The sequence below is a fragment of the Bradyrhizobium sp. USDA 4532 genome, assembly GCF_024171315.1.
Lineage (GTDB): Bacteria > Pseudomonadota > Alphaproteobacteria > Rhizobiales > Xanthobacteraceae > Bradyrhizobium > Bradyrhizobium australafricanum.
In genome coordinates this window covers 4,813,986-4,837,876 of sequence record NZ_JALJZN010000001.1, presented here as the reverse complement: position 1 = coordinate 4,837,876, position 23,891 = coordinate 4,813,986, and the positions used below count along the sequence as shown (strand labels likewise).

General features: G+C 65.0%; 25 protein-coding genes. 12 read left to right on the top strand and 13 right to left on the bottom strand.

Annotation, left to right across the window (positions count from 1 at the left end; genetic code table 11):
• Positions 1-223 precede the first annotated feature (223 nt).
• On the top strand, positions 224-1,270 hold the full coding sequence (locus tag J2R76_RS22140) for an AraC family transcriptional regulator (protein WP_253624937.1): 1,047 nt from the start codon (positions 224-226) through the stop codon (positions 1,268-1,270).
• 291 nt (positions 1,271-1,561) lie between these two features.
• Here the strand turns inward: J2R76_RS22140 and J2R76_RS22135 are convergent, their stop codons facing one another.
• The 6 genes from J2R76_RS22135 to J2R76_RS22110 form a co-directional block, all read right to left on the bottom strand.
• The gene (locus J2R76_RS22135; RefSeq protein WP_050385202.1) at positions 1,562-2,257 is read right to left on the bottom strand and encodes an ABC transporter ATP-binding protein; all 696 of its coding nucleotides are present in this window, start codon (positions 2,255-2,257) and stop codon (positions 1,562-1,564) included.
• Positions 2,257-3,006: an ABC transporter ATP-binding protein gene (locus J2R76_RS22130; protein ID WP_028332917.1), complete on the bottom strand. Its 750-nt coding sequence runs from the start codon at positions 3,004-3,006 to the stop codon at positions 2,257-2,259. Before J2R76_RS22130 ends, J2R76_RS22135 begins: the two co-directional genes overlap by 1 nt.
• Complete coding sequence (locus J2R76_RS22125; protein ID WP_076827658.1) at positions 3,003-4,295, bottom strand: branched-chain amino acid ABC transporter permease; 1,293 nt, start codon at positions 4,293-4,295, stop codon at positions 3,003-3,005. Before J2R76_RS22125 ends, J2R76_RS22130 begins: the two co-directional genes overlap by 4 nt.
• Positions 4,292-5,239: a branched-chain amino acid ABC transporter permease gene (locus J2R76_RS22120; RefSeq protein WP_016847025.1), complete on the bottom strand. Its 948-nt coding sequence runs from the start codon at positions 5,237-5,239 to the stop codon at positions 4,292-4,294. Before J2R76_RS22120 ends, J2R76_RS22125 begins: the two co-directional genes overlap by 4 nt.
• A gap of 162 nt (positions 5,240-5,401) precedes the next feature.
• On the bottom strand, positions 5,402-6,640 hold the full coding sequence (locus tag J2R76_RS22115; RefSeq protein ID WP_057017914.1) for a branched-chain amino acid ABC transporter substrate-binding protein: 1,239 nt from the start codon (positions 6,638-6,640) through the stop codon (positions 5,402-5,404).
• A gap of 391 nt (positions 6,641-7,031) precedes the next feature.
• The gene (locus tag J2R76_RS22110; RefSeq protein WP_076827656.1) at positions 7,032-8,258 is read right to left on the bottom strand and encodes a TetR/AcrR family transcriptional regulator; all 1,227 of its coding nucleotides are present in this window, start codon (positions 8,256-8,258) and stop codon (positions 7,032-7,034) included.
• Positions 8,259-8,503: 245 nt separating this feature from the next.
• On the opposite strand from J2R76_RS22110, the gene J2R76_RS22105 reads away from it, so the two are divergent.
• Together J2R76_RS22105 and J2R76_RS22100 are read left to right on the top strand one after the other, a co-directional pair.
• Positions 8,504-9,568: a ketopantoate reductase family protein gene (locus tag J2R76_RS22105; RefSeq protein WP_253604417.1), complete on the top strand. Its 1,065-nt coding sequence runs from the start codon at positions 8,504-8,506 to the stop codon at positions 9,566-9,568.
• A gap of 141 nt (positions 9,569-9,709) precedes the next feature.
• Positions 9,710-9,904: a hypothetical protein gene (locus tag J2R76_RS22100; protein ID WP_076827654.1), complete on the top strand. Its 195-nt coding sequence runs from the start codon at positions 9,710-9,712 to the stop codon at positions 9,902-9,904.
• A gap of 5 nt (positions 9,905-9,909) precedes the next feature.
• Here the strand turns inward: J2R76_RS22100 and rnk are convergent, their stop codons facing one another.
• From rnk to J2R76_RS22085, 3 genes are all read right to left on the bottom strand, one after another.
• Positions 9,910-10,329, bottom strand: a complete 420-nt coding sequence (gene rnk, locus J2R76_RS22095; RefSeq protein ID WP_057017910.1) for a nucleoside diphosphate kinase regulator — start codon at positions 10,327-10,329, stop codon at positions 9,910-9,912.
• Between the two features lie 299 nt (positions 10,330-10,628).
• Positions 10,629-11,159, bottom strand: coding sequence for a chromate transporter (locus J2R76_RS22090; RefSeq protein WP_057017908.1), 531 nt, complete (start codon positions 11,157-11,159; stop codon positions 10,629-10,631).
• Positions 11,156-11,722, bottom strand: a complete 567-nt coding sequence (locus J2R76_RS22085; RefSeq protein WP_057017907.1) for a chromate transporter — start codon at positions 11,720-11,722, stop codon at positions 11,156-11,158. The genes J2R76_RS22090 and J2R76_RS22085 overlap by 4 nt, the downstream gene beginning before the upstream one ends.
• A 113-nt stretch (positions 11,723-11,835) precedes the next feature.
• Between J2R76_RS22085 and J2R76_RS22080 the strand changes: the two genes are divergently transcribed.
• Positions 11,836-12,753 carry a LysR family transcriptional regulator gene (locus tag J2R76_RS22080; protein WP_199805264.1) on the top strand — a complete coding sequence of 306 codons (918 nt, stop codon included), beginning with the start codon at positions 11,836-11,838 and terminating at the stop codon, positions 12,751-12,753.
• 190 nt (positions 12,754-12,943) lie between these two features.
• Positions 12,944-13,492, top strand: a complete 549-nt coding sequence (locus J2R76_RS22075; RefSeq protein ID WP_253624936.1) for a carboxymuconolactone decarboxylase family protein — start codon at positions 12,944-12,946, stop codon at positions 13,490-13,492.
• Positions 13,493-13,548: 56 nt separating this feature from the next.
• On the opposite strand, the gene J2R76_RS22070 is transcribed toward J2R76_RS22075, so the two are convergent.
• Positions 13,549-14,544, bottom strand: a complete 996-nt coding sequence (locus J2R76_RS22070) for a GlxA family transcriptional regulator (RefSeq protein ID WP_253624935.1) — start codon at positions 14,542-14,544, stop codon at positions 13,549-13,551.
• Positions 14,545-14,608: 64 nt separating this feature from the next.
• On the opposite strand from J2R76_RS22070, the gene J2R76_RS22065 reads away from it, so the two are divergent.
• Positions 14,609-15,322, top strand: a complete 714-nt coding sequence (locus J2R76_RS22065) for a DJ-1/PfpI family protein (RefSeq protein WP_253624934.1) — start codon at positions 14,609-14,611, stop codon at positions 15,320-15,322.
• Between the two features lie 6 nt (positions 15,323-15,328).
• Here the strand turns inward: J2R76_RS22065 and J2R76_RS22060 are convergent, their stop codons facing one another.
• Positions 15,329-15,808, bottom strand: a complete 480-nt coding sequence (locus J2R76_RS22060) for a hypothetical protein (protein ID WP_253624933.1) — start codon at positions 15,806-15,808, stop codon at positions 15,329-15,331.
• Positions 15,809-16,045: 237 nt separating this feature from the next.
• On the opposite strand from J2R76_RS22060, the gene J2R76_RS22055 reads away from it, so the two are divergent.
• From J2R76_RS22055 to J2R76_RS22035, 5 genes are all read left to right on the top strand, one after another.
• Complete coding sequence (locus tag J2R76_RS22055) at positions 16,046-17,110, top strand: amidohydrolase family protein (protein ID WP_253626074.1); 1,065 nt, start codon at positions 16,046-16,048, stop codon at positions 17,108-17,110.
• Positions 17,111-17,183: 73 nt separating this feature from the next.
• Positions 17,184-18,296 carry an amidohydrolase family protein gene (locus J2R76_RS22050; RefSeq protein ID WP_253624932.1) on the top strand — a complete coding sequence of 371 codons (1,113 nt, stop codon included), beginning with the start codon at positions 17,184-17,186 and terminating at the stop codon, positions 18,294-18,296.
• Positions 18,297-18,303: 7 nt separating this feature from the next.
• Positions 18,304-18,717, top strand: a complete 414-nt coding sequence (locus J2R76_RS22045) for a Rieske (2Fe-2S) protein (RefSeq protein WP_141339593.1) — start codon at positions 18,304-18,306, stop codon at positions 18,715-18,717.
• A 199-nt stretch (positions 18,718-18,916) separates the two neighbouring features.
• A complete protein-coding gene (locus tag J2R76_RS22040) occupies positions 18,917-19,531 on the top strand; it encodes a glutathione S-transferase family protein (protein WP_076827638.1) in 615 nt (204 codons plus the stop codon).
• A 61-nt stretch (positions 19,532-19,592) separates the two neighbouring features.
• Positions 19,593-21,668, top strand: a complete 2,076-nt coding sequence (locus J2R76_RS22035) for a pyridoxamine 5'-phosphate oxidase family protein (RefSeq protein WP_076827636.1) — start codon at positions 19,593-19,595, stop codon at positions 21,666-21,668.
• Between the two features lie 32 nt (positions 21,669-21,700).
• Here J2R76_RS22035 and J2R76_RS22030 read toward each other — a convergent pair whose 3' ends face one another.
• Positions 21,701-22,057: a hypothetical protein gene (locus J2R76_RS22030; protein WP_057017927.1), complete on the bottom strand. Its 357-nt coding sequence runs from the start codon at positions 22,055-22,057 to the stop codon at positions 21,701-21,703.
• 142 nt (positions 22,058-22,199) lie between these two features.
• Positions 22,200-22,775 carry a TetR/AcrR family transcriptional regulator gene (locus J2R76_RS22025; RefSeq protein WP_076827635.1) on the bottom strand — a complete coding sequence of 192 codons (576 nt, stop codon included), beginning with the start codon at positions 22,773-22,775 and terminating at the stop codon, positions 22,200-22,202.
• A 126-nt stretch (positions 22,776-22,901) separates the two neighbouring features.
• Between J2R76_RS22025 and J2R76_RS22020 the strand changes: the two genes are divergently transcribed.
• Positions 22,902-23,879 (top strand): zinc-dependent alcohol dehydrogenase family protein, encoded by a 978-nt coding sequence (locus tag J2R76_RS22020; protein ID WP_076827633.1) that lies wholly within the window; start codon positions 22,902-22,904, stop codon positions 23,877-23,879.
• Positions 23,880-23,891: the final 12 nt, after the last annotated feature.

The window sequence follows — 23,891 nt, the reverse complement described above, 5'->3', positions numbered from 1 at the left end:
CGGGCCCATTGGAAGCTGACTGCCGTCGTTTCAAGGCAGAAATGGAGTGGCCGCGGAGCAATCGGCTAGACGATTTGCGCCCGTTGCGTCTTGTGATCCTGGGTCGTTAAATTGCGAGATGGTGTCAGACCGGATGCCTCGTACCCATGAGCTCGTTTGACATAGGTCAAAATACAATCCCGGAAGCTCCCGACGTTGAGCCACGAACACAGTTCGGTGCCGAATGAAAGCCGCCACACGCGTTGCTAGCGCCTTGCCGTCGATACCGAGCTCTGCCGGGGGAATCGCGCGTCTCGCATGTGCCCGGCTGCGCGATGCGCAGGTTGATCCGGCCCCGATCGTGTCGGCTGCAGGCCTGGAAATCGACGACGTCGAGGACCACAAGCGCCGCATCGATGCACGAGCGCAGGTCAGGCTGCTCGAACTCGCCGCAAGGGAATTGCAGGACGACTGCTTCGGACTCCATCTGGCTCAAGGCTTCGAGCTGGGCGAGATCGGGCTTCTGTACTACGTCATGGCTTCATCGGAGCATCTCGTTGACGCCTTGCAAATCGGCGGACGCTACTGCGCGATCAACAACGAGGGTGTGCGGTTGCGAAGCTCTCTGGATCGCGGCTTCGCCATCGGGTTCGAATATGTCAACATCGATCGGTCGTCGGATCGTCACCATGCGGAATTCTGGCTGGTTGCGCTGATCCGTATTTGCCGCGCACTGACTGACGGCAGGCTGGTCCCAAAGCAAATCAAGTTGAAGCACTCCAGACGAGAAACGCCGTCGGATGTGCGATCTCTTCTTGGATGCGAGATCGAATTTGCAGCGGACAGCGACGAGCTCTTGTTTCCGTCCCGGATCGGCGCATTGCCTGTCGTGGGGGCCGATTTGCATCTCAACAGGATGCTGCTTCAATATGCCGACGAAGCGCTTCGTAACCGGGCACCGAGACGAAGCAGCGTGCAGTCACGCGTCGAAGGACACATCGCCCAGTTGCTTCCGCACGGCAAAGCCAATGCCGAGGCGGTCGCGCGTCGTCTTGGCATGAGCCGGAGAACTCTCGCTCGCGCATTGTCGTCGGAGGGGGTGGACTTCTCAGACGTTCTCAAGGCGTTTCGAATTGCCCTTGCCCGCCATTACCTCGAAGATGAGGAGCTGCCGATTTCCAAGATCGCATGGCTATTGGGCTACAGCGAGGTCTCTTCCTTCACGCATGCGTTCGTCCGCTGGACCGGCCTCACGCCGAGGGCCTATCGCAGCTCGAATGGCGATCGGTGATGGGCTGACACCAGCTCTCAACTAGCTGGCACAGACTAGCAAGACCTGGCGGAGTGTACTCCGCTAGGGCAGTCCGATGCAGTCGAACCTCTTGTCCCAGCTCGCGTGTCGCTGTCGCCGCGCTTCGGCCGTGGTTTTCGGCCCCATGACCGGGGACGACTGGCTATTCCTGGCTTCGATAATTTGTTTCCACAGTCTCTTGGTCGCGCTGGTCTGGGTCGTGTTCGCGAACTGACTGATGGCTCTGCTACGTCGACGTTCGATTGCTTCGTCGATCCGCCGTCACCCGCCTTACACCTCGAGCCATTCCTCGCGAACGGCGGCGTTGCTCTTGAGCTGGTCGGGGGTGCCTTCGAACACCACGCGGCCGTGGCCCATGATGTAGACCCGGTTGGAGATCTTCATCGCGATCGACAGCTTCTGCTCGACGAGGAGAATCGCGACGCCGGCTTTCGCGATCCGCGCGATCAGCTCGCCGACCTGCTGCACGATCAGTGGCGCCAGGCCTTCGGTCGGCTCGTCGATCATCATCAATTCGGGGTCGCCGAGCAGCGTGCGGCAGGTGGTCAGCATCTGCTTCTCGCCGCCTGACAGCACGCCCGCCGGCGTGTCGGCGCGCGCGGCGAGGTTCGGGAACATGTCGAGCATCTCCTGCAGCCGCCACTTGCCGGGGCGGCGCGGGTCCTTGATGCCGAGGATCAGGTTCTGGCGAACCGTCAGGCTCGGGAAGATGTCGCGATGCTCCGGCACATAGCCGAGCCCGAGGCGTGCGATCTTGTGGCTCGGCAGGCCCGCGATATCCTGGCCCTTGAAGCGGATGGTGCCCTGCGGCGGCACCTCGCCCATGATCGCCTTGACGGTGGTCGAGCGGCCGACGCCGTTGCGCCCCAATAGGCTCACCACCTCGCCGGCCGCGATGTCGAGATCGACGCCCTGCAGGATGTGGCTCTTGCCGTAATAGGCGTGAAGATTCCTGACCTCGAGCATCAGTCGACCTCCTCGCCGAGATAGGCTTCCTTGACCTTCGGGTTGCCGCGGATCTCCTCCGGTGTGCCGGAGGCGATGATGTGGCCGTAGACCAAGACCGAGATGCGGTCGGCGAGGCCGAACACCACGCTCATGTCGTGCTCGACGATGACGAGCGTGCGTCCCTCGGTGAGGCGGCGGATCAGCGCGACGGCGCGCTCGGTCTCGGCGTGGCTCATGCCCGCGGTCGGTTCGTCCAGCATGATGACGCTGGCGCCGCCCGCGATCGTGATGCCGATCTCGAGCTCGCGCTGCTCGGCATAGGTCAAGAGGCCCGCCGGCACGTCGCGGCGGTGGCTGAGATGGATGTCGTCGAGGATCTGCGCGGTGCGCTGCTTCACCTCGGGCAGATTGTCGACGTTCTTCCAGAACGCGTAGCGGTGGCCGGTCGCCCACAGCACGGCGCAGCGGACGTTCTCCCACACCGTCATGCGGGCGAACACGTTGGTGACCTGGAACGAGCGCGACAGCCCGCGCCGGTTGATCTCGAAGGGCCGCAAGCCCGAGGTCACCTCGCCGTTGAGGCGGATCTCGCCGGAGGTCGGCTTGATGTGGCCGCTGATCAGGTTGAACGTCGTCGACTTGCCGGCGCCGTTCGGGCCGATGATGGCGTGACGCTCGCCCTTGGCGACGCTCAGGTTGAGATCGCGGATGATGGCGACATTGCCGAAGCTCTTCTCGACGGCGTTGACTTGGATGGCAGCGGTCATGCGAGATACCCCCGGTCACGGGCCACCGTCGCGGCGCGGTCCCAGGCTTCCGCAACGCGCCGCCAGGTGATGCGCGCGACCAGGAAGCCGCCGACGAGCAGGACCGCCGCGGCCGCCCAGGTCGTCGGCGCCGTGGCGACGAAGGGAACGCCGAGCAGGTTGATCACATCGCCGCCCGAGAAGCGCGCAACGGTTTCGATGGTCAGGATGATGCCGAGCGCCAGCGCCAGCGTCGGGATCGTCGCGACCAGATAGGACGGGATCACGGTGCCGAGGGTCCCGGCGCGGATCAGCGGGCGGTGCTTCATCAGGATGCCGGCGATGCCGCCGGGTGCGAACATCACGATGCCGATGAAGATGATGCCGAAATAGAGCTGCCAGACCGAGGTGACGCTGGTCAGCCCGAGCTGCAGATAGGTCACCAGGATGGCACCTAAGATCGGACCGAAGAAATAGGCGGTGCCGCCGATGAACGCGGAGAACAGCACGAGGCCCGACTGCGTCGCGCCGAGATAGGCCGAGTTGGCGATCTCGAAATTGATCGCGGTCAGCCCGCCGGCGATGCCGGCGAAGAAGCCGGCGAACATGTAGGCGAGATAGCGCACCACATGCGGATCGTAGCCGATGAACTCGACGCGCTCCGGATTGTCGCGCACCGCGTTGCAGATCCGCCCGAGCGGCGTGCGGGTCAGCGCATACATCGCGATCGCCGACACCATCACCCAGAACGCGATCAGGTAATAGACCTGGATCTGCGGCCCGAAGGTCCAGCCGAACATCGGCATCAGCGAGGTGCGGTCGGTGGTGATGCCGGATTCGCCGCCGAACACGCTACGCAGGATCAGCGACGACGAGGCGACCAGCTCGCCGATGCCAAGCGAGATCATCGCGAACACGGTGCCGGCGCGCTTGGTCATCACCCAGCCGACGAGGAGGGCGAACGCCATGCCGCCGATGCCGCCGACTAGCGGGATCACCGGCAGCGGGATCGGCCAGTTGTGGCTCGCGACCGCGTTCATGACATGCACGGCGAGGAAACCGCCGAGGCCGTACTGCACCGCGTGTCCGAACGACAGCAGCCCGGTCTGGCCGAGCAGGATGTTGTAGGACAGCGCAAAGATGATCGCGATGCCGATCAGGCTGAAGGAGGTCAGCGAGCCGCCGGTGCCGAACACCAGCGGCAGCACGACCAGCGCGACCGCGGCGAGCAGCCAGACACCATAGAAGCTCAAGGCGCTGCCGGGCTCCTGCTTGCCCGCAGCGATGGAGGGCGTGGAAGCGTTGCTCATGACTCGCGCGTCCCCAATAGGCCCATGGGGCGGAAGATCAGGACCAGCACCAGCAGCACATAAGGCAGGATCGGCGCGATCTGCGCGATCGTGACGTTCCAGATGTCCGTGAGCGGCGAGGGGCCGAGGCTCGGATCGAGCGGGCCGAACACGCTGGCGAGCGAGCCGTTCAAAGCAACTGCAAAGGTCTGGATCAAGCCGATCAGGAGCGAAGCGATGAAGGCGCCGGGCAGCGAGCCGAGGCCGCCGAACACGATGACGACGAACAGGATCGGGCCGAGCAGCGCGGCCATGTCGGACTGCGTCACCAGCGAGGGACCGGCGATGACGCCGGCGAGACCCGCAAGGGCACTGCCGACGCCGAACACCAGCATGAACACGCGTCCGACATTGTGGCCGAGATGGCCGACCATGCTCGGATGGGTCAGCGCGGCCTGCACGATCAGGCCGACGCGCGTCTTCTTCAAGGTGACCAGCAGCGCGATGAAGATCACTACCGAGATCACCAGCATGAAGATCTTGTAGGCGGGGTAATTGGTGGAGAACACGGTGAAGGCCGGGAAGTCGAGCGCCGCCGGGACGCGGTAGTCGACCGGGCTCTTGCCCCAGATCATCGAGACGATCTCTTCGATCGCGAAGGCTAAACCAAAGGTCAGCAGCAGTTCGGCGACATGGCCGTGCTTGTGGGTGTTGCGCAGACCGTAGCGCTCGACCGCCATGCCGACCGCGCCGACTAGCAGCGGCGCCAGCACCAGGGCTGGCCAGAATCCGATCCAGCGGGTGAGCTGAAAGCCGAAGAACGCGCCGAGCATGTAGAAGCTGGCATGCGCGAAGTTCAGCACGCCCATCATGCTGAAGATGACGGTGAGCCCGCTGGACAACAGGAACAGCAGCATGCCGAACAGGACGCCGTTGAGCGTCGAGATGACGATCAGCTCAGCCACGGCGCACTCGCTTGAGACTGGAACGGTTCACGTGAGTAAAGCCTGTCGAGTGAAAGGAACTTACCCGTCATTCCGGGGCGCGCGCGTCAGCGGGCGAACCCGGAATCTCGAGATTCCGGGTCTGGTGCTTGCGCACCATCCCGGAATGACTGATGTGGCCGATCAGGGCCGCTTCATGTTGCAGGTGGTCGGAAGCATCGTCTGCGCGGTGTCGATCTTGGACACGATGCGCCAGCCCCAGCCGGTGTTTTCCTCGTCGAACGGCTCCTTGGTCTTGTCGGCCAGCGCGCCGAACGAGGAGATGTAGATCGGCTGGAAGAACTGGTGGTCGTCCTTGCGGATGAAGCCCTCGCCGCCGTCGAACACTTCGAACTTCATGCCTTCGAGTGCGGCCGCGACCTTCACCGGATCGATCGAATTGGCCTTCTCGGCGGCCGCCTTGAACATCCGCATCTCGTTGACCGCGCGCGGATACCAGACGGAAATGCCGGTCTTGGCGCGGAAGTCCTTCTCGAAATCCATCGCCGCCTTGTTGCCGGAGTTCGGGACGCCTTCGCTGATCTGGAACACCTGGCCCTCGAGGCCGGCCTGCTTGACTGCGGTCGGTCCGCCGGCGCCGCCGGCATAATAGGTGTACCAGTTGACCTTGAGGCCGGCGTCAGCCGCCGCCTTCAGCAGCAGCGCGAAGTCCTGGCCCCAGTTGCCGGTCACGACGGTGTCGGCGCCGGACGCCTTGATCTTGGCGATGTAGGGCGAGAAGTCGGTGACTTTGAGCATCGGGTGCAGTTCGTCGCCGACGACCTGGATATCCGGCCGCTTTTCGCCCAGCATCTTGCGCGCCGTGGTGCGCACCGACTGGCCGAACGAATAGTCCATGTTGATCAGGTAGACCTTCTTGATGGACGGCTGGCCCTTCATGTAGTTGGTCAGCGCTTCCATCTTGATGTCCGAGTTCGCATCCCAGCGGAAGTGCCAGTAGCTGCACTTCTCGTTGGTCATCGCCGGATCGACCGCGGCGTAGTTGAAGTAGAGCACTTCCTTGCCGGGGTTGCGCGAATTGTGCTTGGTGACGAAGTCTTCCAGCGCCGCGCCGACCGACGAGCCGTTGCCCTGGGTGATGTAGTGGACGCCGGCGTCGACCGCCTTCTGCGCCTGCACCAGGCTTTCCTGCGGATTGGTCTTGTTGTCGAGTGGGACGATCTCGACCTTGTGGCCGAGGATGCCGCCCTTGGCGTTCAACTCGTCGGCGAGATACTGAAACGTCTTCAGGCCGCCTTCGCCAACGCTGGCGCCGCCGCCGGAGAGCGGATCGATATAGCCGATCTTGATGGATTCCTGCGCGGACGCCGCGCCTCCCAACACCGTCAGCGCTGCCGCGGCGGCAACGATCAGCCTATGCATCCTGCGTTCTCCCTTGCTCGTGTTTCTTGATCTTTAGCGATCGAGGCCGTCTCATAACCCCAATCGCCGAGCCTTCGCAACTTTCGCTTTGAATACTGCGTCAAGTTTTAGCAGAAGGTATTATGATGTTATAGGCCATATGTCGCCGGAATCGGGCGCAGTTTTGAATTACAGGTAAACTTTTGGATGGGGCTCACGCTTATTCTCGGTTCCGAACCGGCGTCGTCCGTCTCCAAAACCTCCCCTTGAAAAGGGGAGGTCGCTTCGCTCGTTAGAGCGAAGCGGGTGGGGATCGGCTGTCTCCACTTGGAGCGTCGCCTGCGGCTGACCCCCATCCCGACCTTCCCCCTTTCAGGGGGAAGGGGAAACCGGGATCGCTACCGTGGCGGATCTAGCCTGGATGTCGGCGCGGCTTGAGGCCCGCGAGGAACAGCCGCGCGAAATGATCGGCGATCTCGGCTGGAGACCAGTCACGCCTGGTCTTGAACCAGATCGGATACCAGTGGCCCATTCCGGTGAGAATGCGCTCCGCGAAATAGGTATCGATGCGGCGGAAACGGCCCTCGTCGACCCAGCGCTGATAGCTGTTCTGGTCTTGTCGGATCGTCGCCAGCACGTCTCCGACATAGGCTTTTCGGTCTGCGTCGTTGAGATAGTTGATGTTGTGGTAGGTCGCCTTTGGGCCGCAGGGCGTGTCGTGCAGCATCAACAGCAGGCGAATTCGCTGAACGATGTGATCGAATGCTCCAAGGCTGTGCTCTTGCAGATGCTCGCGAATGCTGACCTCGCCGGCGAGCCCGCGTCGCAGGCAGGCCAGCAGCAGGCTCTCTTTTTCACTGAAGTGATAGTAGATGCCGGCGCGCGTCATGCCCGCATCCACGGCGATGCTCTCGAGCGACGTGCCCGAGGCGCCCCTTCGGTTGAAACTGTCGGAAGCAATCGACAGCATCCTGTCGAACTTGGCGGCCCGCTTGTTCAACGCTGCGCGAGCCTCGAGAAAAGGGGCGAGGCTGAGCGGCTCGGGCATTTTGGGGAGCGCGATCTCGCGCCGGTAGACGCCATGCGTGATGATGTCGTCGATGGCATCGATCGCCTGTTGCCGCGTGTAGTAGTCGCGTTCGGACAGCCAGAACGGAACCCAGTCGAGGATGGAGATCAGCGCCACCGCCGTGAGCAGCGGCTCGTCGCAGGCGATCGAGCCGTCCGCCACGCCCCGATCGAGGATGTCCGCCAGCAGCGCGGCGTTCTGCCAGCGCTTGGCATGGACCTCGCTGCTGTAGGGCGCGGCCAGCGCATCGATATCGCTGAACAGGATCATGCGCTGGCCTTCGGGCCTCAGCCTGCCGCGCACGAAGCGCCTGATGATCTCGAGCCCGTCGATGCCGGGCTCGGCGGCCGCCTCGATCTCGTGGCGATAGATCGCAAGGCCGCGCAGATAGCAGTGGAAGATCAGATCTTCCTTGTCGCGGAAATAGTGATACAGCGCGCCCGGCACGGCCTGCACCGATGCTGCGACCTGCTCCATCGTCACGTTGGCATAGGAGTGGCGGGCAAACAGCCGGGAAGCTGAGACGAGGATTTCTTCAGCCCGATCCGTCGGGTCGGCGGCGACTTGCAAGCTCGAATGCCCTTCTTAACCGCGGAACGAAAGTCCGCACGCGAGATAATCCCCTTGGCAGCCGCTTGTCGATCTGCGATAGACGGTGGCATACCATACACCAGCGGTCTTGATTGTCTGGTGATTTGGCGACCGTCGGCCCGTGGATGCGGGACGGCCAATATCGACCGGGCATCGGTTCGGCAGCAGCTTCGGACAGGATTTTGGAGAGCAAGCCTTTCGTGAGGAGGGCCATTGGAGAGAGCATGGCGCGCAACATTCTGATTTTGGGAGCTTCCTACGGCTCCCTGCTGGGGACCAAGCTGCTGATGGCGGGTCACAACGTGTCCCTGGTGTGCCGGAAGAACACCGCCGACCTGATCAACCGCGAAGGCACCGAGGTGCGGATCAAGCTGCGCGACGAGAAGGAGCACCGCTCGATCTTCTCGCGCGATCTGCCGGGCAAGCTCGACGCCGTCACGCCTGCCGATGTCGACGTCTCGCGCTACGACATGGTCGGCCTTGCGATGCAGGAGCCGCAATACACCAACCACACGGTTCGCGTGCTGATGATCAAGATCGCGGCGGCGAAGCTGCCCTGCCTGTCGATCATGAACATGCCGCCGTTGCCGTATCTGAAGCGGATCCCCGCACTCGCCGGCATGGACCTCGAGGAGGCCTACACCAACGCGCAGGTGTGGGAGCGCTTCGAGCCGGGCCTCGTCACGCTGTGCTCGCCCGATCCGCAGGCCTTCCGTCCGCCGGAGGAGAAGGCCAATGTGCTGCATGTCGGCCTGCCGACCAACTTCAAGGCCTCCGCCTTCGCCGACGACAAGCACAACAAGGTGCTGCGCGAGCTCGAAGCCGACATCGACGCGGTGACGCTCGACGGCCAAGACGTTCCGGTGAAGCTGAAGGTGTTCGATTCGCTGTTCGTGCCGCTGGCGAAGTGGTCGATGCTGCTGACCGGCAACTATCGCTGCATCACGCCGACGGAGCCGCAATCGATCCGCGATGCCGTGCACAGCGACCTGACGCGCTCGCAGGCGATCTATGATCATGTCGACGCCATCGCGCGCAAGCTCGGCGCCGATCCCGCGGATCAGGTGCCGTTCGCGAAATACGCCAAGGCCGCGGAAAGCCTGCTCAAGCCGTCATCGGCGGCCCGCGCGGTCGCCGCCGGCGCGCCCTTCATAGAACGCGTCGACCTGCTGGTGAAGCTGATCTCGCATCAGCTCGGCACGCCGAGCGCCGAGATCGACCGCACGGTCGAGACCGTCGATCAGAAGCTGAACGAGAAGATCGTGCAGGGCGGCTCCGGCGCGGAGTAACCGAATGCGTTGACGGCGGGGGCAGGAACGCCCTCGCCATGCATCGGCGATCTGCAATGCACGCAATCGCGGTTGCCGGACGCATGGCTCGACCTGTCCAGATGAGGTAGACTCGCTCAGCTGCGGTTGGGAGCAACGGACATGCCGAGCAAATCGCTTCCTCTCCTTGCAATCTACGGCGACCTCGATCGCGCACGCGACATCATGCGCGCCTGGCAGCCGCTCGATCACCTCTCCCCCGAAGACGCCGAGATCGTCGTGAAGGCGATCGCCGAAGGCATCGCGCGCGGGCGCCGGCACGGGATCGAGATGGGACAGTGTCATCAGGCGGCGTAAAGTCGCTAGCCCTCATGCGTCACGGCCAAAACCGTCACCGAACGCGTCTGCTGGCTCGGCGTCTGAAAATCGATCGTCTGGCCGACCGACAATCCGATCAGCGCCGCACCGACCGGCGTCAGCACCGAGATGCGCCGCAGCGCGATGTCGGCTTCGTGCGGATAGACGAGCACGACCTCCCTGACGTCGCCGGTCTCGTCGTCGCGGTAGCGCACAAGCGAGCCCATGCGGACCACGTCATGCAGATCGGCATCGTCGGCGACCAGCTGGGCGCGGTCCGTCTCGCGTGCGAGGAACTGGGCGACGCGGGGAAACACCGCCATGCTGGAATCGGCCAGCGCGCTGAGGCGATGCGCCTCGCTCGCGGTGATCACGATCGGCGGCAATGCCGGGGCGGTAAAGCTGTTCTGAATGGTTCGGGTCATGTCGGTTGATCTTTGCGGTTGATCGGAGGCGCACGAGCGCCGGCGCGCGGACATCTCGCGACGCGACGGACTGAAATGATTTGGTGACGTAGAGGAATCCGGACGGCGCGCGATCGCCGGCCGGCTAATTGCCTGCGTGCAGACGTCCGGCGCGCAATTCGCGGCGCGCAATACGGGTGTCGATGCGGAGCGTGTCGATCATGGCATTATCAACATAGCCGCTGGCGACGTCGCATCCATTGCGGCGAAAGCGCGCACATCGCCGCGTGGAACGAGACGCCATCGCCGCAAGCAGAGCGTCAGGGCTGTCCGATGCCGGACAGGCCGAGCACCGCGCCGGCGGCGAGCGCGACAAGCGGATGGATGCGCGTCGTGGTGGTGGCGATCGCGACGCCGGCCGCGATCAGGATGGTGCCCCAGCTCGAGGCCGATGCGTGGGTGATGACGATGGCGCTGGCCGTGACGAGCCCGGCGGTGACCGGAACCAGCCCCGCCTGCACGGTGCGGCGCCAGGGCCGGTCCTTGAAGCGTTCCCAGAGCCGCAGCGCGAAGCCTGTCACCAGCGACGACGGCCCGAACTTGGCGAGCGATGTCACCAGCACGCCGGAGAAGCCCGCGACATGCCAGCCGACCAGCGGCACCACCATCATGTTCGGCCCGGGTGCTGCCTGCGCCAGCGCGAACAGCGCGCCGAATTCCTGCGCCGTCATCCAGTGATGGACGTCGACCACCTGACGCTGCATCTCCGGCAGGATGGTGTTGCCGCCGCCGAAGGCGAGCAACGACAGCTCGGCGAAGATCAGCGCGAGCGTGACGAGGGTTGCGCTCATGACGCCTGCCTCGACCGGAGAACAATGCTGAGCGGCGCGAGCGTCAGCAGGGTCGGCAGCAGCGGCAAGCGGAACACGGCGATCGCCAGCACGCACAGCGCGCCAATGAAGAGGCCGAGCACATCGCGCCGCAGCGGCCAGGCGATCTTGATCGCCGTGGAAATCAGGAGCCCGGCCGCTGCGGCGGCGAGGCCACCGAATAGATGACGGACGACCGGGTCGTCGGCGAAGCGGCTATAGATCACACCAAGGCCGATCACGACCGCGGTCGGCACCGCGATCAGGCCGAGGATCGCCGCGAACGCGCCGGGAATGCCGCGAAACTTCAGCCCGACCGCGACCGACATGTTGATGATGTTGCCGCCGGGCAGGAACTGGCACAGCCCGAGCAGGTCGGTGAACTCCGCGCCGGTGAGCCAGCCGCGCTTCTCCACCATCATGTGGCGCGCCAGCGGCAGCACGCCGCCGAAGCCGGTCAGTCCGAGGATGAAGAAGCCCGTGAACAACTCGCCGACGTCAGGTGCGTGATGCTTAGTGGTTTGCGCGGCGGGGATGGCGTCCATCGGCGGGGCGGCTCCGGTTCGATTTGTTCTTGAGCCGACTCTAGTTGGCCGCGTGACAAATTTCCAATATATGGATACGGGAATTCGCATATCTGTTGCATATGGATCGCCCGATGATCGAACTGCGCCATCTCCGCTATGCCGTCGCGGTCGCCGAGGAAGGCCATATCACCCGCGCCGCCGCGCGGCTCGGCATTCAGCAGCCGCCGCTGAGCCAGCAGATCCGCGCCCTGGAAGCCGCGATCGGCGCGCCGCTGTTTCGCCGGCAGCCGCGCGGGGTCGAGCTGACCGCGGCCGGCCGTGCCTTCGTCGGCAAGGCGCGCGCGATCCTGCGCGACGCCGACCTCGCGGTTGAAGCCGCGCGCCGCGCGAGCCGCGGCCAGGAGGGCCAGCTTGCGATCGGCTTCACCTCTTCGGCCGCCTTCCATCCTTTCGTCACCGGCGTGATGCGCGAAATGCGCGAGCGCGCGCCGGCGATCACGCTGTCGCTCGAGGAGGCCTCGACCGGCGAACTGATCGCAGCCGTCGAGGCCGACCGGCTCGATGCCGCATTCGTGCGCGCGCCGAGCGAGCGGCTGGAGAACCTCACGATCACGCATCTGCTCGACGAGGAGATGGTGGTCGCGTTACCCGACCATCATCCGCGCGCCCGCAAGGATACGCGGCGGCGGATTTCGCTGGCCTCGCTCGCCGACGAGCCGCTGATCCTCTACCGCCGTCCGACCGGGCCCGGCCTCTATGACAGCATCATTGCGGCCTGTCGTGCCGCGGGCTTCAGCCCGAAAGTGGCGCAGGAGGCGACGCGGATGGTGTCGACGCTCAGCCTGGTCGCGGCGGGGCTCGGCATTTCGATCGTGCCGGAATCGATGGCGCGGCTCGAGACCGCCGGCGTCTCCTATCTCCGCCTCGACCGCGCCACCGGCCTCGTCGCGCCGCTGGCGCTGGCGCGCAAGAAGGGCCCCGCCGCCGGCACGCTCGGCCGCCTGCTCGGGATCGTGACGCGACGGGTGAAGGACCGTGCCGGCGGCTAGTGGAGTCTGCGCGACGAGGCTGAACGTCGCCGCTGCCGCTGGTGGCGCGGAATGTGGGGAGTTTGGCGAACGCGCATATCCGGGCGCGGTTAGACAGCTCCATCAAACTCGATTGCCGGCGCACGGATCGCAACAGCCTGGTTGCGACCGGAGGCTTCGGGTTCAATCAACACCGCGAAAGGCATTTCCAATGGCGCGTTTTCCTGTCCATACGCTCGAGTCTGCCCCCGAAGCCTCGAGGCCTACTTTGCGCGAGGTCGAGGCGCGGTTTGGCATGATCCCGAACCTTGCGGCGGCGATGGCGACGTCGCCCGTGCTGATCCAGAGCTTCCTCGGCATCTTCGACAAGGTTCACGGCGGCAGCTTCACCGAGCAGCAGATCCAGACCGTGCTGCTCACCGACGCGGTGACCAATGGCTGCGCCTGGGCGGTCGCGCTGCATTCCGCGCTCGGCTTGCGGGCCGGCCTCGATCCGGCCGATGTCGATGCGATGCGTGCCGGCCGCTCGCCTGCCGACAAGACGCTCGGCGCGCTCTCGACGCTGGCGCGGTCGCTGATCGAAAAGCGTGGGCGGCTCGACGACGAGGAGATCGAACGATTCCTGGCTGCCGGGTTCTACAAGGATCTCGTGCTTGAGGTGATCACCATCGTGGCGGCGTCGACCATCACCAACTACACCGGCAGCGTCACCAATCCGCCGCTGGAGGCGGCGTTGCAGGAATATGCCTGGAACGGCTGAGACGGTCTCGCCTGGCGTCAATCATTGCACGTCGACCGCGCGGCCGGCCGTGCACGTCAGAGCGCAAACCTGGCGCGATAGTCCTGCGGCGTGGTCGACAGCAGGCGCAGGAAGCTGCGCCGCATCGTTTCCTCCGACCCGAAGCCGCAGCGCTGTGAGATGCGCTTGATCGGCAGGCGCGTTTCCGAGAGCAGATGCCGCGCGCCCTCGACCCGGAGCCGCTCGATTGCGCGTGCTGGCGTCAAGCCGGTCGCTTCGGCGTAATGGCGGCTGAAGCTGCGCTCGCTCATGCCGGCCTGTTTCGCCAGCGTCGACAGCGAGAGGTCGCCGGCCAGATGGTTGCTGATCCAGTCGTGCAGCGCGCTGAACCTGTCGTCGGTGGCTTGCAGCGACAGGATTTCGCTGAATTGCGCCTGTCCGCCCGGCCGCTTGAAGAACACCACGAGATAGCGGGCGACGGCAAGCGCCGCCGTGCGGCCGAGATCCTCCTCCAGCAGCGCCAGCGCCAGATCGATGCCGGAGGTGACGCCGGCCGACGTCCAGAACGAACCGTCGCGCACGAAGATCGGATCGGGCTCGACGCGGACATCAGGAAAACGCTCGGCGAGCTCTGCGCAAAATCCCCAATGGGTCGCGGCACGCCGGCCATCGAGCACGCCCGATGCGGCGAGCAGGAACGCGCCGGTGCAGACCGATGCGGTGCGGCGCGCCTGCTCGGCGCGTTCGCGCACCCAGTCCACCAGGACGGCATCGGCCGCCGCGGCGTTGACGCCGTCGCCGCCCGGAATCACCAGCGTGTCGACCGGGCTGCCGATCGCGGGCAGCGGATGCACCGCGAGCCCGACGCCGGCGGATGACTCAACGTTCGGGCCATCCTTTGCAACGACGCGGACTTCATATGGCTCGGCGTTGCCAGCCTTGGCCGCCAGCGCATTGGCGGACGCGAACACCTGCAATGGCCCGGTGACGTCGAGCAATTGCACAGCCGGATATGCCAGCACTTCGATCGAGCGGCGGCGGTTTGGCGAAAAACGTGGGCTGGTTGGCGTCATCGCCGAAACCTGCCGCGCTAGATTCGCTTTGTCCATAGCGCAAGGAAAGTTCGAGGGAAGTTCGATGATCGCTCACGATGTTCATCTGCGGATCGGTTCGCTGCTGTTCGAAGGCGTCGACCAAATCGATTTGACCGGGCCGTTCGAGGTGCTGTCGCGGATTCCGAATTCGACCTACCGCATCTACGGCAAGACCGCCGAGCCGGTCCGCGACATCAAGGGATTGCGGCTGACACCGGATGCGACGCTGGCCGATGCGCCGCCGCTCGACGTGCTGCATGTGCCGGGCGGCTTCGGTCAGCAAGCCCTGATGGAGGACACGGAGGTGCTCGGCTGGATCAACCGGCAGGCGGCGGGGGCATGCCGCATCTTCTCGGTCTGCACGGGCGCGCTGATCTGCGGAGCGGCCGGCCTGCTGAAGGGGCGCAGGGCGACGACGCATTGGGCGTCGTTTCATCTGCTGCCGTTGTTCGGCGCTACGCCCGTGAACCAGCGCGTAGTGGTGGACGGAAGCTTCGTCTTTGCCGCCGGAGTCACGGCAGGCATCGATGGCGCATTGCGGCTCGCGGCTGAACTGCGCGGCGACGATGCCGCGCGCGCGATCCAGCTCTATATGGTGTATGCGCCGGAGCCGCCGTTCGACAGCGGCACGCCGGAGACCGCGCCACCCGAAATCCTGCAGCAGTCGCGCCAGGCCGTGCGCGCGATCACGGAGCAGCGGGAAGAGACTGCGCGCCGTGTCGCGGCGAGGCTGGGCGTCGCCGTGCAGGGAGATTGAGCGGGACTAATTCCCCGGCTCGAAGCTGCAGTCGGCGCCGCCGCCGGCCTTGTCCTTGATCACTGTTGGATCGAACGTGCACGACAGCTTCGACAATGCCTCGTAGATCGTGCCGGCGGCGCCGTCGGGCGGCACGCCGGCCAGCGCTACAGTGGCGAAGATCGCGTTGGCTTCGCTGCCCTTCACGGTGTGGGTGTTGCCGCCGAAGGTCAGCGCGCAGGAACGCGAGGTGATGTCGACATTGCTGGCGCGGCAGACCACCTTGTCGGCGGTGACGATGATCTTGCTGGCATAGGAGACATTGCTGTCGCCGTTGAAGAACGCGGCGACCGCCTTCTTCTCCTTGGCCGGCAACGGCGAATAGGGCGCCACCACGCCGGCGAGCGCCAGCGCGACCGAGCCCGAGGTGGTCGCGGGTGCGGCCCATGTGGCCGACGAGGCCAGTAACAATGAACATGCGAGGATCGTCAGTCGGCCCAGTCTCATTCCCGTCTCCCGGTGCCCGCGCTTTCCGCGGCGCGGAATCGCTAGCACATCTCGCGGCCTGAACAGGTGACGCCATTCATAGGCGATCCCGCAACTTCGCGTGAGGTGCGGTGCGCGCACAGGGCAGGGCGGCCCCGCGTGGACCCGCTTGCACGATCGCGCCATCGGCGTCACAGTCCGATCCGTGGCAGCGATGCCGCCAACAACGACGACAAGAAGATCAATCCGGGGAACGCCATGGCGGCCACGCGCATCGACTGCGACATCCATCCCGCGGTGGGGGGAACGCGCACCACGCTGCTGCCCTATCTGAGTGATCACTGGAAGGAACAGGTCGTCAGCCGCGCCATCGATGGGCTCGACCTCAATTCCTATCCGCCGTCGATGCCGCTGTCCGGCCGCGCCGACTGGCGGCCGGCGGACGGCAGCAAGCCCGGCAGTGATCTTGCCATGGTGCAGCGCGGCGCATTCGACCAGCTCGGCGCCAGCCACGCGATCTGCAACGTCGTCTATGGCGCGCAGGCGGTGTTCGATTCCTACATGGCCGCGGACTTCTGCAGGGCGATCAACGACTGGATCGCGGCCGAGTGGCTCGCCAGGGACACGCGGCTGCGCGCCTCGATCGTGGTGCCGATCCAGGCGCCCGACCTTGCGGTCGAGGAGATCGAGCGCAGGGCCGGCGACAATCGCTTCGTCTCGGTGCTGGTGCCCTCGCAGGGCGAGACGCTGCTCGGCCGGCGGCATTACTGGCCGATCTATCAGGCCGCGGAGAAATACAAGCTTCCGATCGCGATCCACGCCGGCAGTGCCTACCGGGGCGCGCCGAGCTCGATCGGCTGGCCGTCCTACCGCTACGAATATTATCTCGCCGAGGCGCAGGCGTTCCAGGCGCAGGCGTTGAGCCTGATCTATGAGGGCGTGTTCGGGAAGTATCCCGGATTGACCGTCGTGCTGATGGAGTCGGGCGTCAGCTGGCTGCCGGCGTTCATGTGGCGCGCCAACAAGACCTGGCGCGGCGTGCGCGTCGAGGTGCCGTGGGTGGAGCGCGAGCCGGCCGCGATCATCCGCGACCATTTCCGCGTCACCATGCAGCCGTTCGACGCGCCGCTGGACGCAACAGGTGTCGCCGACATCATCGATCAGATCGGCTCCGACAAGATGTTCCTGTTCGCATCCGACTATCCGCACTGGCAGTTCGACGGCGACGATCCGATCCCGCCGCATCTGCCCGACAGCATCATCAAGCGGATGTGCGAAGACAACCCGATTGAAACGTTCCCGCGTTTGAAGCTGAATTCGTAATTCGCGCGCATGATCCGGAAAAGTGGGAACCGGTTTTCCGACAAGAACATGCGCAAACAAAAAGGAGGATCGCATGAGTGACGTCATCGATCGCCCGATGCTCGACCAGGAGAAGACCGCGGCGACGCGGCTGAAGATCATCGACTGCGACATCCATCCGAGCCTTCACGCGCACAGCGACCTCAACGAGTTCCTGCCGAAACGCTGGCAGCAGCATCTGAAGGAATATGGCAGTCATCTGCGCACGCCCTATATCGGCACCACGCCGTATCCGCGCTCCTCGCCGCTGATCGCGCGGCGCGATGCCTGGCCGCCGACCGGCGGCGTGCCCGGCTCCGACCTCGATTTCATGCGCAAGCAGCATCTCGATCCCTTCGACGTCGAGTTCGGGATCCTGCAGGTGCTCGATCTCTTCATCTTCTCGCAGCAGAATCTGGAATTCGGCGCCGCGATCCAGCGCGCCATCAACGACTGGCAACTGGCGTTCTGGGCTCATCGCGATCCGCGCCTGAAGGCCTCGATCCTGGTCGGGCAGGATGGCTCCGACCTCGGCCTCGCCGAGATCGAGCGCTGCGCCAAATCAGGCGAATACATCCAGATCAACGTCTCGCCGCGTGCCAACGAGCCGCTCGGCCGCCGCCGCTACTGGCCGATCTATGAACGCGCGCAAGAGCTCGATCTGCCGCTCGGCATCCATGTCGGCGGCTATGGCGGGCATGCTTCGACCGGCGGCGGCTGGCCGTCCTATTATTGCGAGGAGCATCAGTCGAACGCGCACACGGTGGCCTCGAACCTCACCAGCCTGGTGCTGGAAGGTGTTCCCGAGCGCTTCCCGAAACTGAAGATCGTGTTCATCGAAGGTGGCTTCGGCTGGATTCCCGCGACGATGTGGCGGATGGATCAGCACTTCGAACGCTTCCGCAGCGAGGTGCCGCATCTGAAGCGCCGGCCGAGCGAATATGTGAAGGAGCGTTTCTGGTTCACGACCCAGCCGATCGACGAACCGGATGTAGCCAGGCACCTGCGGCAGCTGATCGAATGGGTCGGCATCGACCGGCTGTTGTTCTCGTCGGACTATCCGCATTGGGACTATGACGACGCGCGCTACGCCTTCAAGACGCCGCTGACGGACGCCGAGCGTCGCAAGATCTTCAATGCCAACGCCCGCGCGGTTTACAAATTCTAGGACACAGATGACCCGTCACATCGTCGCGCGCACCAGTGAGATTCCGGCCGGCGGCAACAAGGTGTTCGGCATCGAGGGCCGCGACATCGTCGTGTTCCATGTCAATGGCGAGTTCTTCGCGCTGCTCAATCGCTGCCCGCATGAAGGCGCGCCGCTGGAGAAGGCGGCCTGCGTCGCGCGCCTGACCTCGCCGGAGCCCGGCATCTATCAGCGCGACCGGGTCGGCGAGATGCTGCGCTGTCCGTGGCACGGCTGGGAATTCGACATGCGCAACGGGCAGTCCTGGTTCGATCCCAAGCGGTTCAGGATCCGCTCCTATCCGGTCGCGGTCGAGAGCGGCGCCGAGTTGCAGAAGGGGCCGTATGTTGCCGAGACGTTCCCGGTGCACATCGAGGACAACTACGTGATCGTCGAGATTTAGGTTGGCGCAGTTCGCGCGACCGTGTGCGCCGCCGAGGGCCTCGTCGTGGCAGGAACAGTCCCGGCCATGACGCAAGTAGGTGTTATTGCGATTTATGCAATAATGAAGTACCGTCGACGGCAATTATAATAACCGCTGCAATGGGCCACCTTGAGCTGGCGATCGGGAATGAACCCGTCCACCACATCAGGAACGGCACATGAAGCTGTATCACTTCGCTCTCTCCGGCCACGCGCACCGCGCGCGCCTGTTTTTGTCCCTGCTGGAAATTCCGCACGAACTGGTCGACGTCGACCTCAAGTCCGCCGCGCAGAAGCGGCCGGAATATCTCTCGATCAACCCGTTCGGCCAGGTGCCGGTGCTCGACGATGACGGCGTAATCATCCCGGACTCCAACGCGATCCTGGTCTATCTCGCGACCAAGCTCGGCCGCACCGATTGGCTGCCGCAGGATGCAAGGGGCGCTGCCGCGGTCCAGCGCTGGCTGTCGGTTGCTGCCGGCGATCTTGCGTTTGGGCCCGCTGCGGCGCGGCTCATCACCGTGTTCGGCGCGAAGCACAATCCGGACGACGTGATCGCGCGGGCGCATGTTCTGCTGAAGCGGCTCGAAGCCCATCTCGCCGGGCGCGACTGGCTGGTCGGCGCGGCGCCGACGATCGCAGACGTTGCGCTCTACAGCTATCTGTCCAGCGCGCCCGAAGGCAATGTCGATCTCTCCGCCTATGCGCGCGTCAACGCGTGGCTGCGCCGGATCGAGGCGCTGCCGGGCTTCGTGGCCTTCGCCAAGACCCCAGTCGGTCTGGCGGCCGCGTGACCTGCTGACCGGGCGTGCCGTCGGGCGCGCCCGTCCAACCCCCGAAGGGGAGGGCGATACGATGAGCGACAGACGAACCAAGAGCAAGCTCGCGACCTGGCATGCCGGCGAAAAGGCGATCCAGCAGCAGGTTGGTGTCGCCGAGAAGATGGAGGCCGTCGGCCAGCGTGCGGTGCGCGACTTCATGCCCGACCAGCATCGCGATTTCTTCGCGCAGATTCCCTTCATCGTCGTCGGCAGCGTGGACCGAAGCGGCGACGCCTGGGCCTCGCTGCTGGCCGGCCGGCCGGGCTTCATCTCCTCGCCGACGCCGCGCAGCCTCGAGATCGATGCGCGGCCTGACGCCAGCGATCCCGTCAGCGAAGGCATGCGCGCGGGCGATGCGATCGGACTGCTCGGAATCGAACTGCACACGCGGCGCCGCAACCGTGCGAACGGGCTGCTGCGCGCGGCATCAGGCAAGGCGCTCAGCTTCGAGCTCGATCAGAGCTTTGGCAATTGCCCGCAGTACATCCAGCTGCGCGATTTCGCCTTCGTGCGCGCGCCGGATGAACCGTTCGCGGGAGAGATCGAGGCGAGCACGACGCTCGATCAGGCCGCGCGCGACATGATCAAGGCGTCCGACACGTTCTTCGTGGCGTCCTATGCCGAGCGTGAGGACCGTCGCCAGGTCGACGTCTCGCATCGCGGCGGCCGGGCGGGCTTCGTCCGCGTCGCCGACGACGGCACGCTGACGATTCCCGATTTCGCCGGCAATCTGTTCTTCAACACGCTCGGCAACATCCTCGTCAACGGCAAGGCCGGGCTGGTGTTTGTCGATTTCGAAACCGGCGACCTGCTGCAGCTGAGCGGTGACGCTGAGGTGATGCTGGACTCGCCGGAGATCGCGGCGTTTCAGGGTGCCGAGCGGCTGTGGAGCTTCCGTGCCCGCCGCGTGGTGCGCCGGCGCGGCGCGCTGCCGCTGCGCTGGGCGTTCCGGGCCGAAGGCTGGTCGCCGAATTCGCTGATGACCGGCGACTGGGTGCAGACCGCCGACCGAATCCGCGCCGCCGAGCGCGCGACGCAGTGGCGGCCGTTCAAGGTCACTGGGATCGTCGACGAGAGCCGATCGATCCGCTCGTTTCATTTGCAGCCGGACGACGGCGCGGGGTTGCTTCCGCACCGGGCGGGACAGCATTTGCCGATTCGTCTCTCGTTGCCCGGTATCGACAAGCCGGTCATCCGCACCTACACGCTGTCGGTCGCGCCGTCGGACGGCATGTACCGGATCAGCGTGAAGCGCGACGGTGTCGTATCGCAGCATCTCCACGACACCATCCATGTCGGCGACATCATCGAAGCGCGCGCTCCGGCTGGCGCCTTCGCGATCGATGCGCGCGAGAAGCGGCCCGCGGTGCTGCTCGCCGGCGGTGTCGGCATCACGCCGCTGCTCGCGATGCTGCGCCACGTGGTCTATGAAGGGTTGCGCACCCGCGGCATCCGGCCGACGACCCTGATCCAGGCCGCGCATGCGAAACAGGACCGCGCGTTCGGCAATGAATTGCAGCAGCTGGTGGATGCCGCCGGCGGCGCGGTGCGGATCGTCCGCGTCCTCGGCGATGTCGACGGCGCCGAGCAGGGCACAGACTACGACGCGGCCGGACGGATCGACATGGCGCTGTTGTCGCGCGTCCTGCCGTTCAACGACTATGACTTCTATCTGTGCGGACCGCCGCGGTTCACCCAATCGCTCTATGACGCCCTGCGCGGCTACAACATTGCCGACGGCAGGATTCACGCCGAAGCATTCGGTCCTTCATCGCTGGTTCGGAAGCCCGACCTCGTCACCGCAGCGCCGCCGCGGCGACCGCCGGCGACAACGCCGGTCCCGGTCGCCTTTACCACTTCGTTGAAGGAGGCGCGCTGGACGCCGGAGGCGGGGACGCTGCTCGAACTGGCGGAAGCGCGCGGCCTTAGCCCCGCCTTCAGCTGCCGGGAGGGCAATTGCGGAACCTGCCGAACGCGGTTGCTGGCAGGCGCCGTGACCTATGTGAAGCAGCCCACCGCAAAGGTGGGCGATGACGAGGTGCTGATCTGCTGCGCCGTGCCGGCGAAGCCGGAGGGCGATGGCGAGGACCGGATCCAGCTCGCGCTGTGACCGAACCGGGCGCATAGCGCTTTCGCGGGCACTCAGCCCATGCTGCCCGGCATGAAGCAGCGTGGCCTCGGGTGCCCGTCCAGATAATACGGCCAGACCATGGTGCGGCCGGCACGGTTCGGTCCGGCGACGACGGCCTCATCGGGAACGTCGACCCACTCGCCTTCGAGCCGGACGCGATAGTGGCCGTCCTTGGTGTCCCAATCGGCGTCATCGACACGCTTCGCGTCGCTGCCGTCGCAGCAGGGGCCCTTGACGGTGCGCAGGCTCTCATACCAGGCGTTCAATTCGGGATGCCCGTGATCATGGGCCTGCACCGGCCCGATCGCCGGCTTCGCCAGCAGGGCGGTGACTAGAACGATTGCCGCACGCCAAAACCGTTTGTTCATCTGATCCCCAAAATCCGGAAAGCCCATGACAGCCAGCCCGGAGATGGTCATCGAGATCAGGACATCAATCAGATGATAATCGTCATATAATCACAATCGTGAGAGCGCGCGGGGGCTGCCGGAAGGCCGGGTGCCGACAAACTCAGGCGAGCAGGCTCATCACCTGGTCGATCACGGCCTTCACCTGCTTCGAATCCGGCCTCTGGTGCGCGAGCGCCAGCAGTCCGGCATGCACCACCATGATGGTGTGGGCGGTGACGTCGGGGTCAAAGCCCTTCCTGAACTGGACGCGATCGGTGCGCAGCCGCGCGCGCAGCAGCTCTTCGAGCCGCCGGTTGTAGCGCTCGATGCTCTTGCGGAGCTCGACCTGGTCGAGCGAGCCGTCGGTCGCGGAATTGATCGACAGGCAGCCGCGCTGTCCCTTCTCGCCCGAGCAATAGGGAATGAAGCCGGTAAGCCACTGCCTGATGACGTCCCGCGTGGGCCCCGGCTGCGCCAGCACGCGCTCGGCCCAGCCGAGGATGCCGTCGTGATAGCGGTCCAGCACCTTCAGGAACAACGCGTTCTTGTCGCCGAACGCCGCATAGAGGCTGGGTTTCGCGACGCCGCTCGCCGCCGTGATGTCGTCGAGCGAAGTCGCCTGAAAGCCCTTCTGCCAGAACATCTGGCGGGCGATTTCCAGGACATCGTCCGGATCGAAGCTGCGCGGCCTTGCCATATCCCATCTTTTATGTACTCCCGCGTCGGATGTGAAGCCTTCAACTTGCTGTGAAGGCAGGTCCGGCTATTGACGCAATCCATATTCTGTACTTAGAAGTACATAACGAAATCGGGAGATGACGCCATGAAAGCGGTTCAGGTCGTTGCGTTCGGACGTGCAGCGGACGTGGTCAAGCTCAACGAGGTGCTGGACGTCGGCAGCCCCGGCCCCGACGAGATCGTGGTCGCGGTTGAGGCTGCGCCGATCAACAATTCGGATTTCATGATCATCGCCGGGCGCTACGGCTATCTGCCGTCACCGCCGGCCACGCTCGGGATCGAGGGCGTCGGGCGGGTTGTTGCCGCCGGATCGCAGGTGAGGAATCTGAAGGAGGGCGACCGCACGCTGATTCCCTTCACGGTCCCGACCTGGACTGAGCGGGTCAAATTCACCGCATCATGGCAGCGTGCGCTGCCTGACAATGCCGATGTCCAGCAACTGTCCATGATCGGGGTCAATCCGGCCACCGCCTATCTCTTGCTGACCGATTTCGTGAAAGTGCCGCCCGGCGGCTGGGTGATCCAGAACGGCGCCAATTCGGCGACGGCGCGCGCGGTGATCGCCATCGCCAAGTCGCTCGGGCTCAAGACCGTCAACATCGTCCGCCGCGAGGACGTCGTGGACGAGGTCAAGTCGGTCGGCGGCGATATCGTGCTGCTCGACGGGCCGGATCTCGCCAAGCGCGTCGCCAGGGAAACGGGTGGGGCGCCGATCCAGCTGGCGCTCGACATGGTCGGCGGCTCATCCGCCTTGAACCTGATGAACTGCCTCGCGCCAAAAGGAGTGCTCGTCATCTACAGCGCGATGAGCGGACAGCCGTTCTCCGGCTCGGCCTTGAGCGTGATCTTCAACGAGGTGTCGGTGCGCGGCTTCTGGCTCGGTCATTGGGGCAAGACTGCGACGGACGAAGCGTTGGCCGGAATGTACGACCATCTGGTGCCGATGGTCGCATCGGGTGCGATCAGCGCGCCGGTGGTCGGCACCTATCGCCTGGAGGATTTTTCACAGGCGATCGCGCAGGCGGCGGCATTCAAGGGCAAGGTGATCTTCACGCCAAGTTAGGTCGTACCCCCC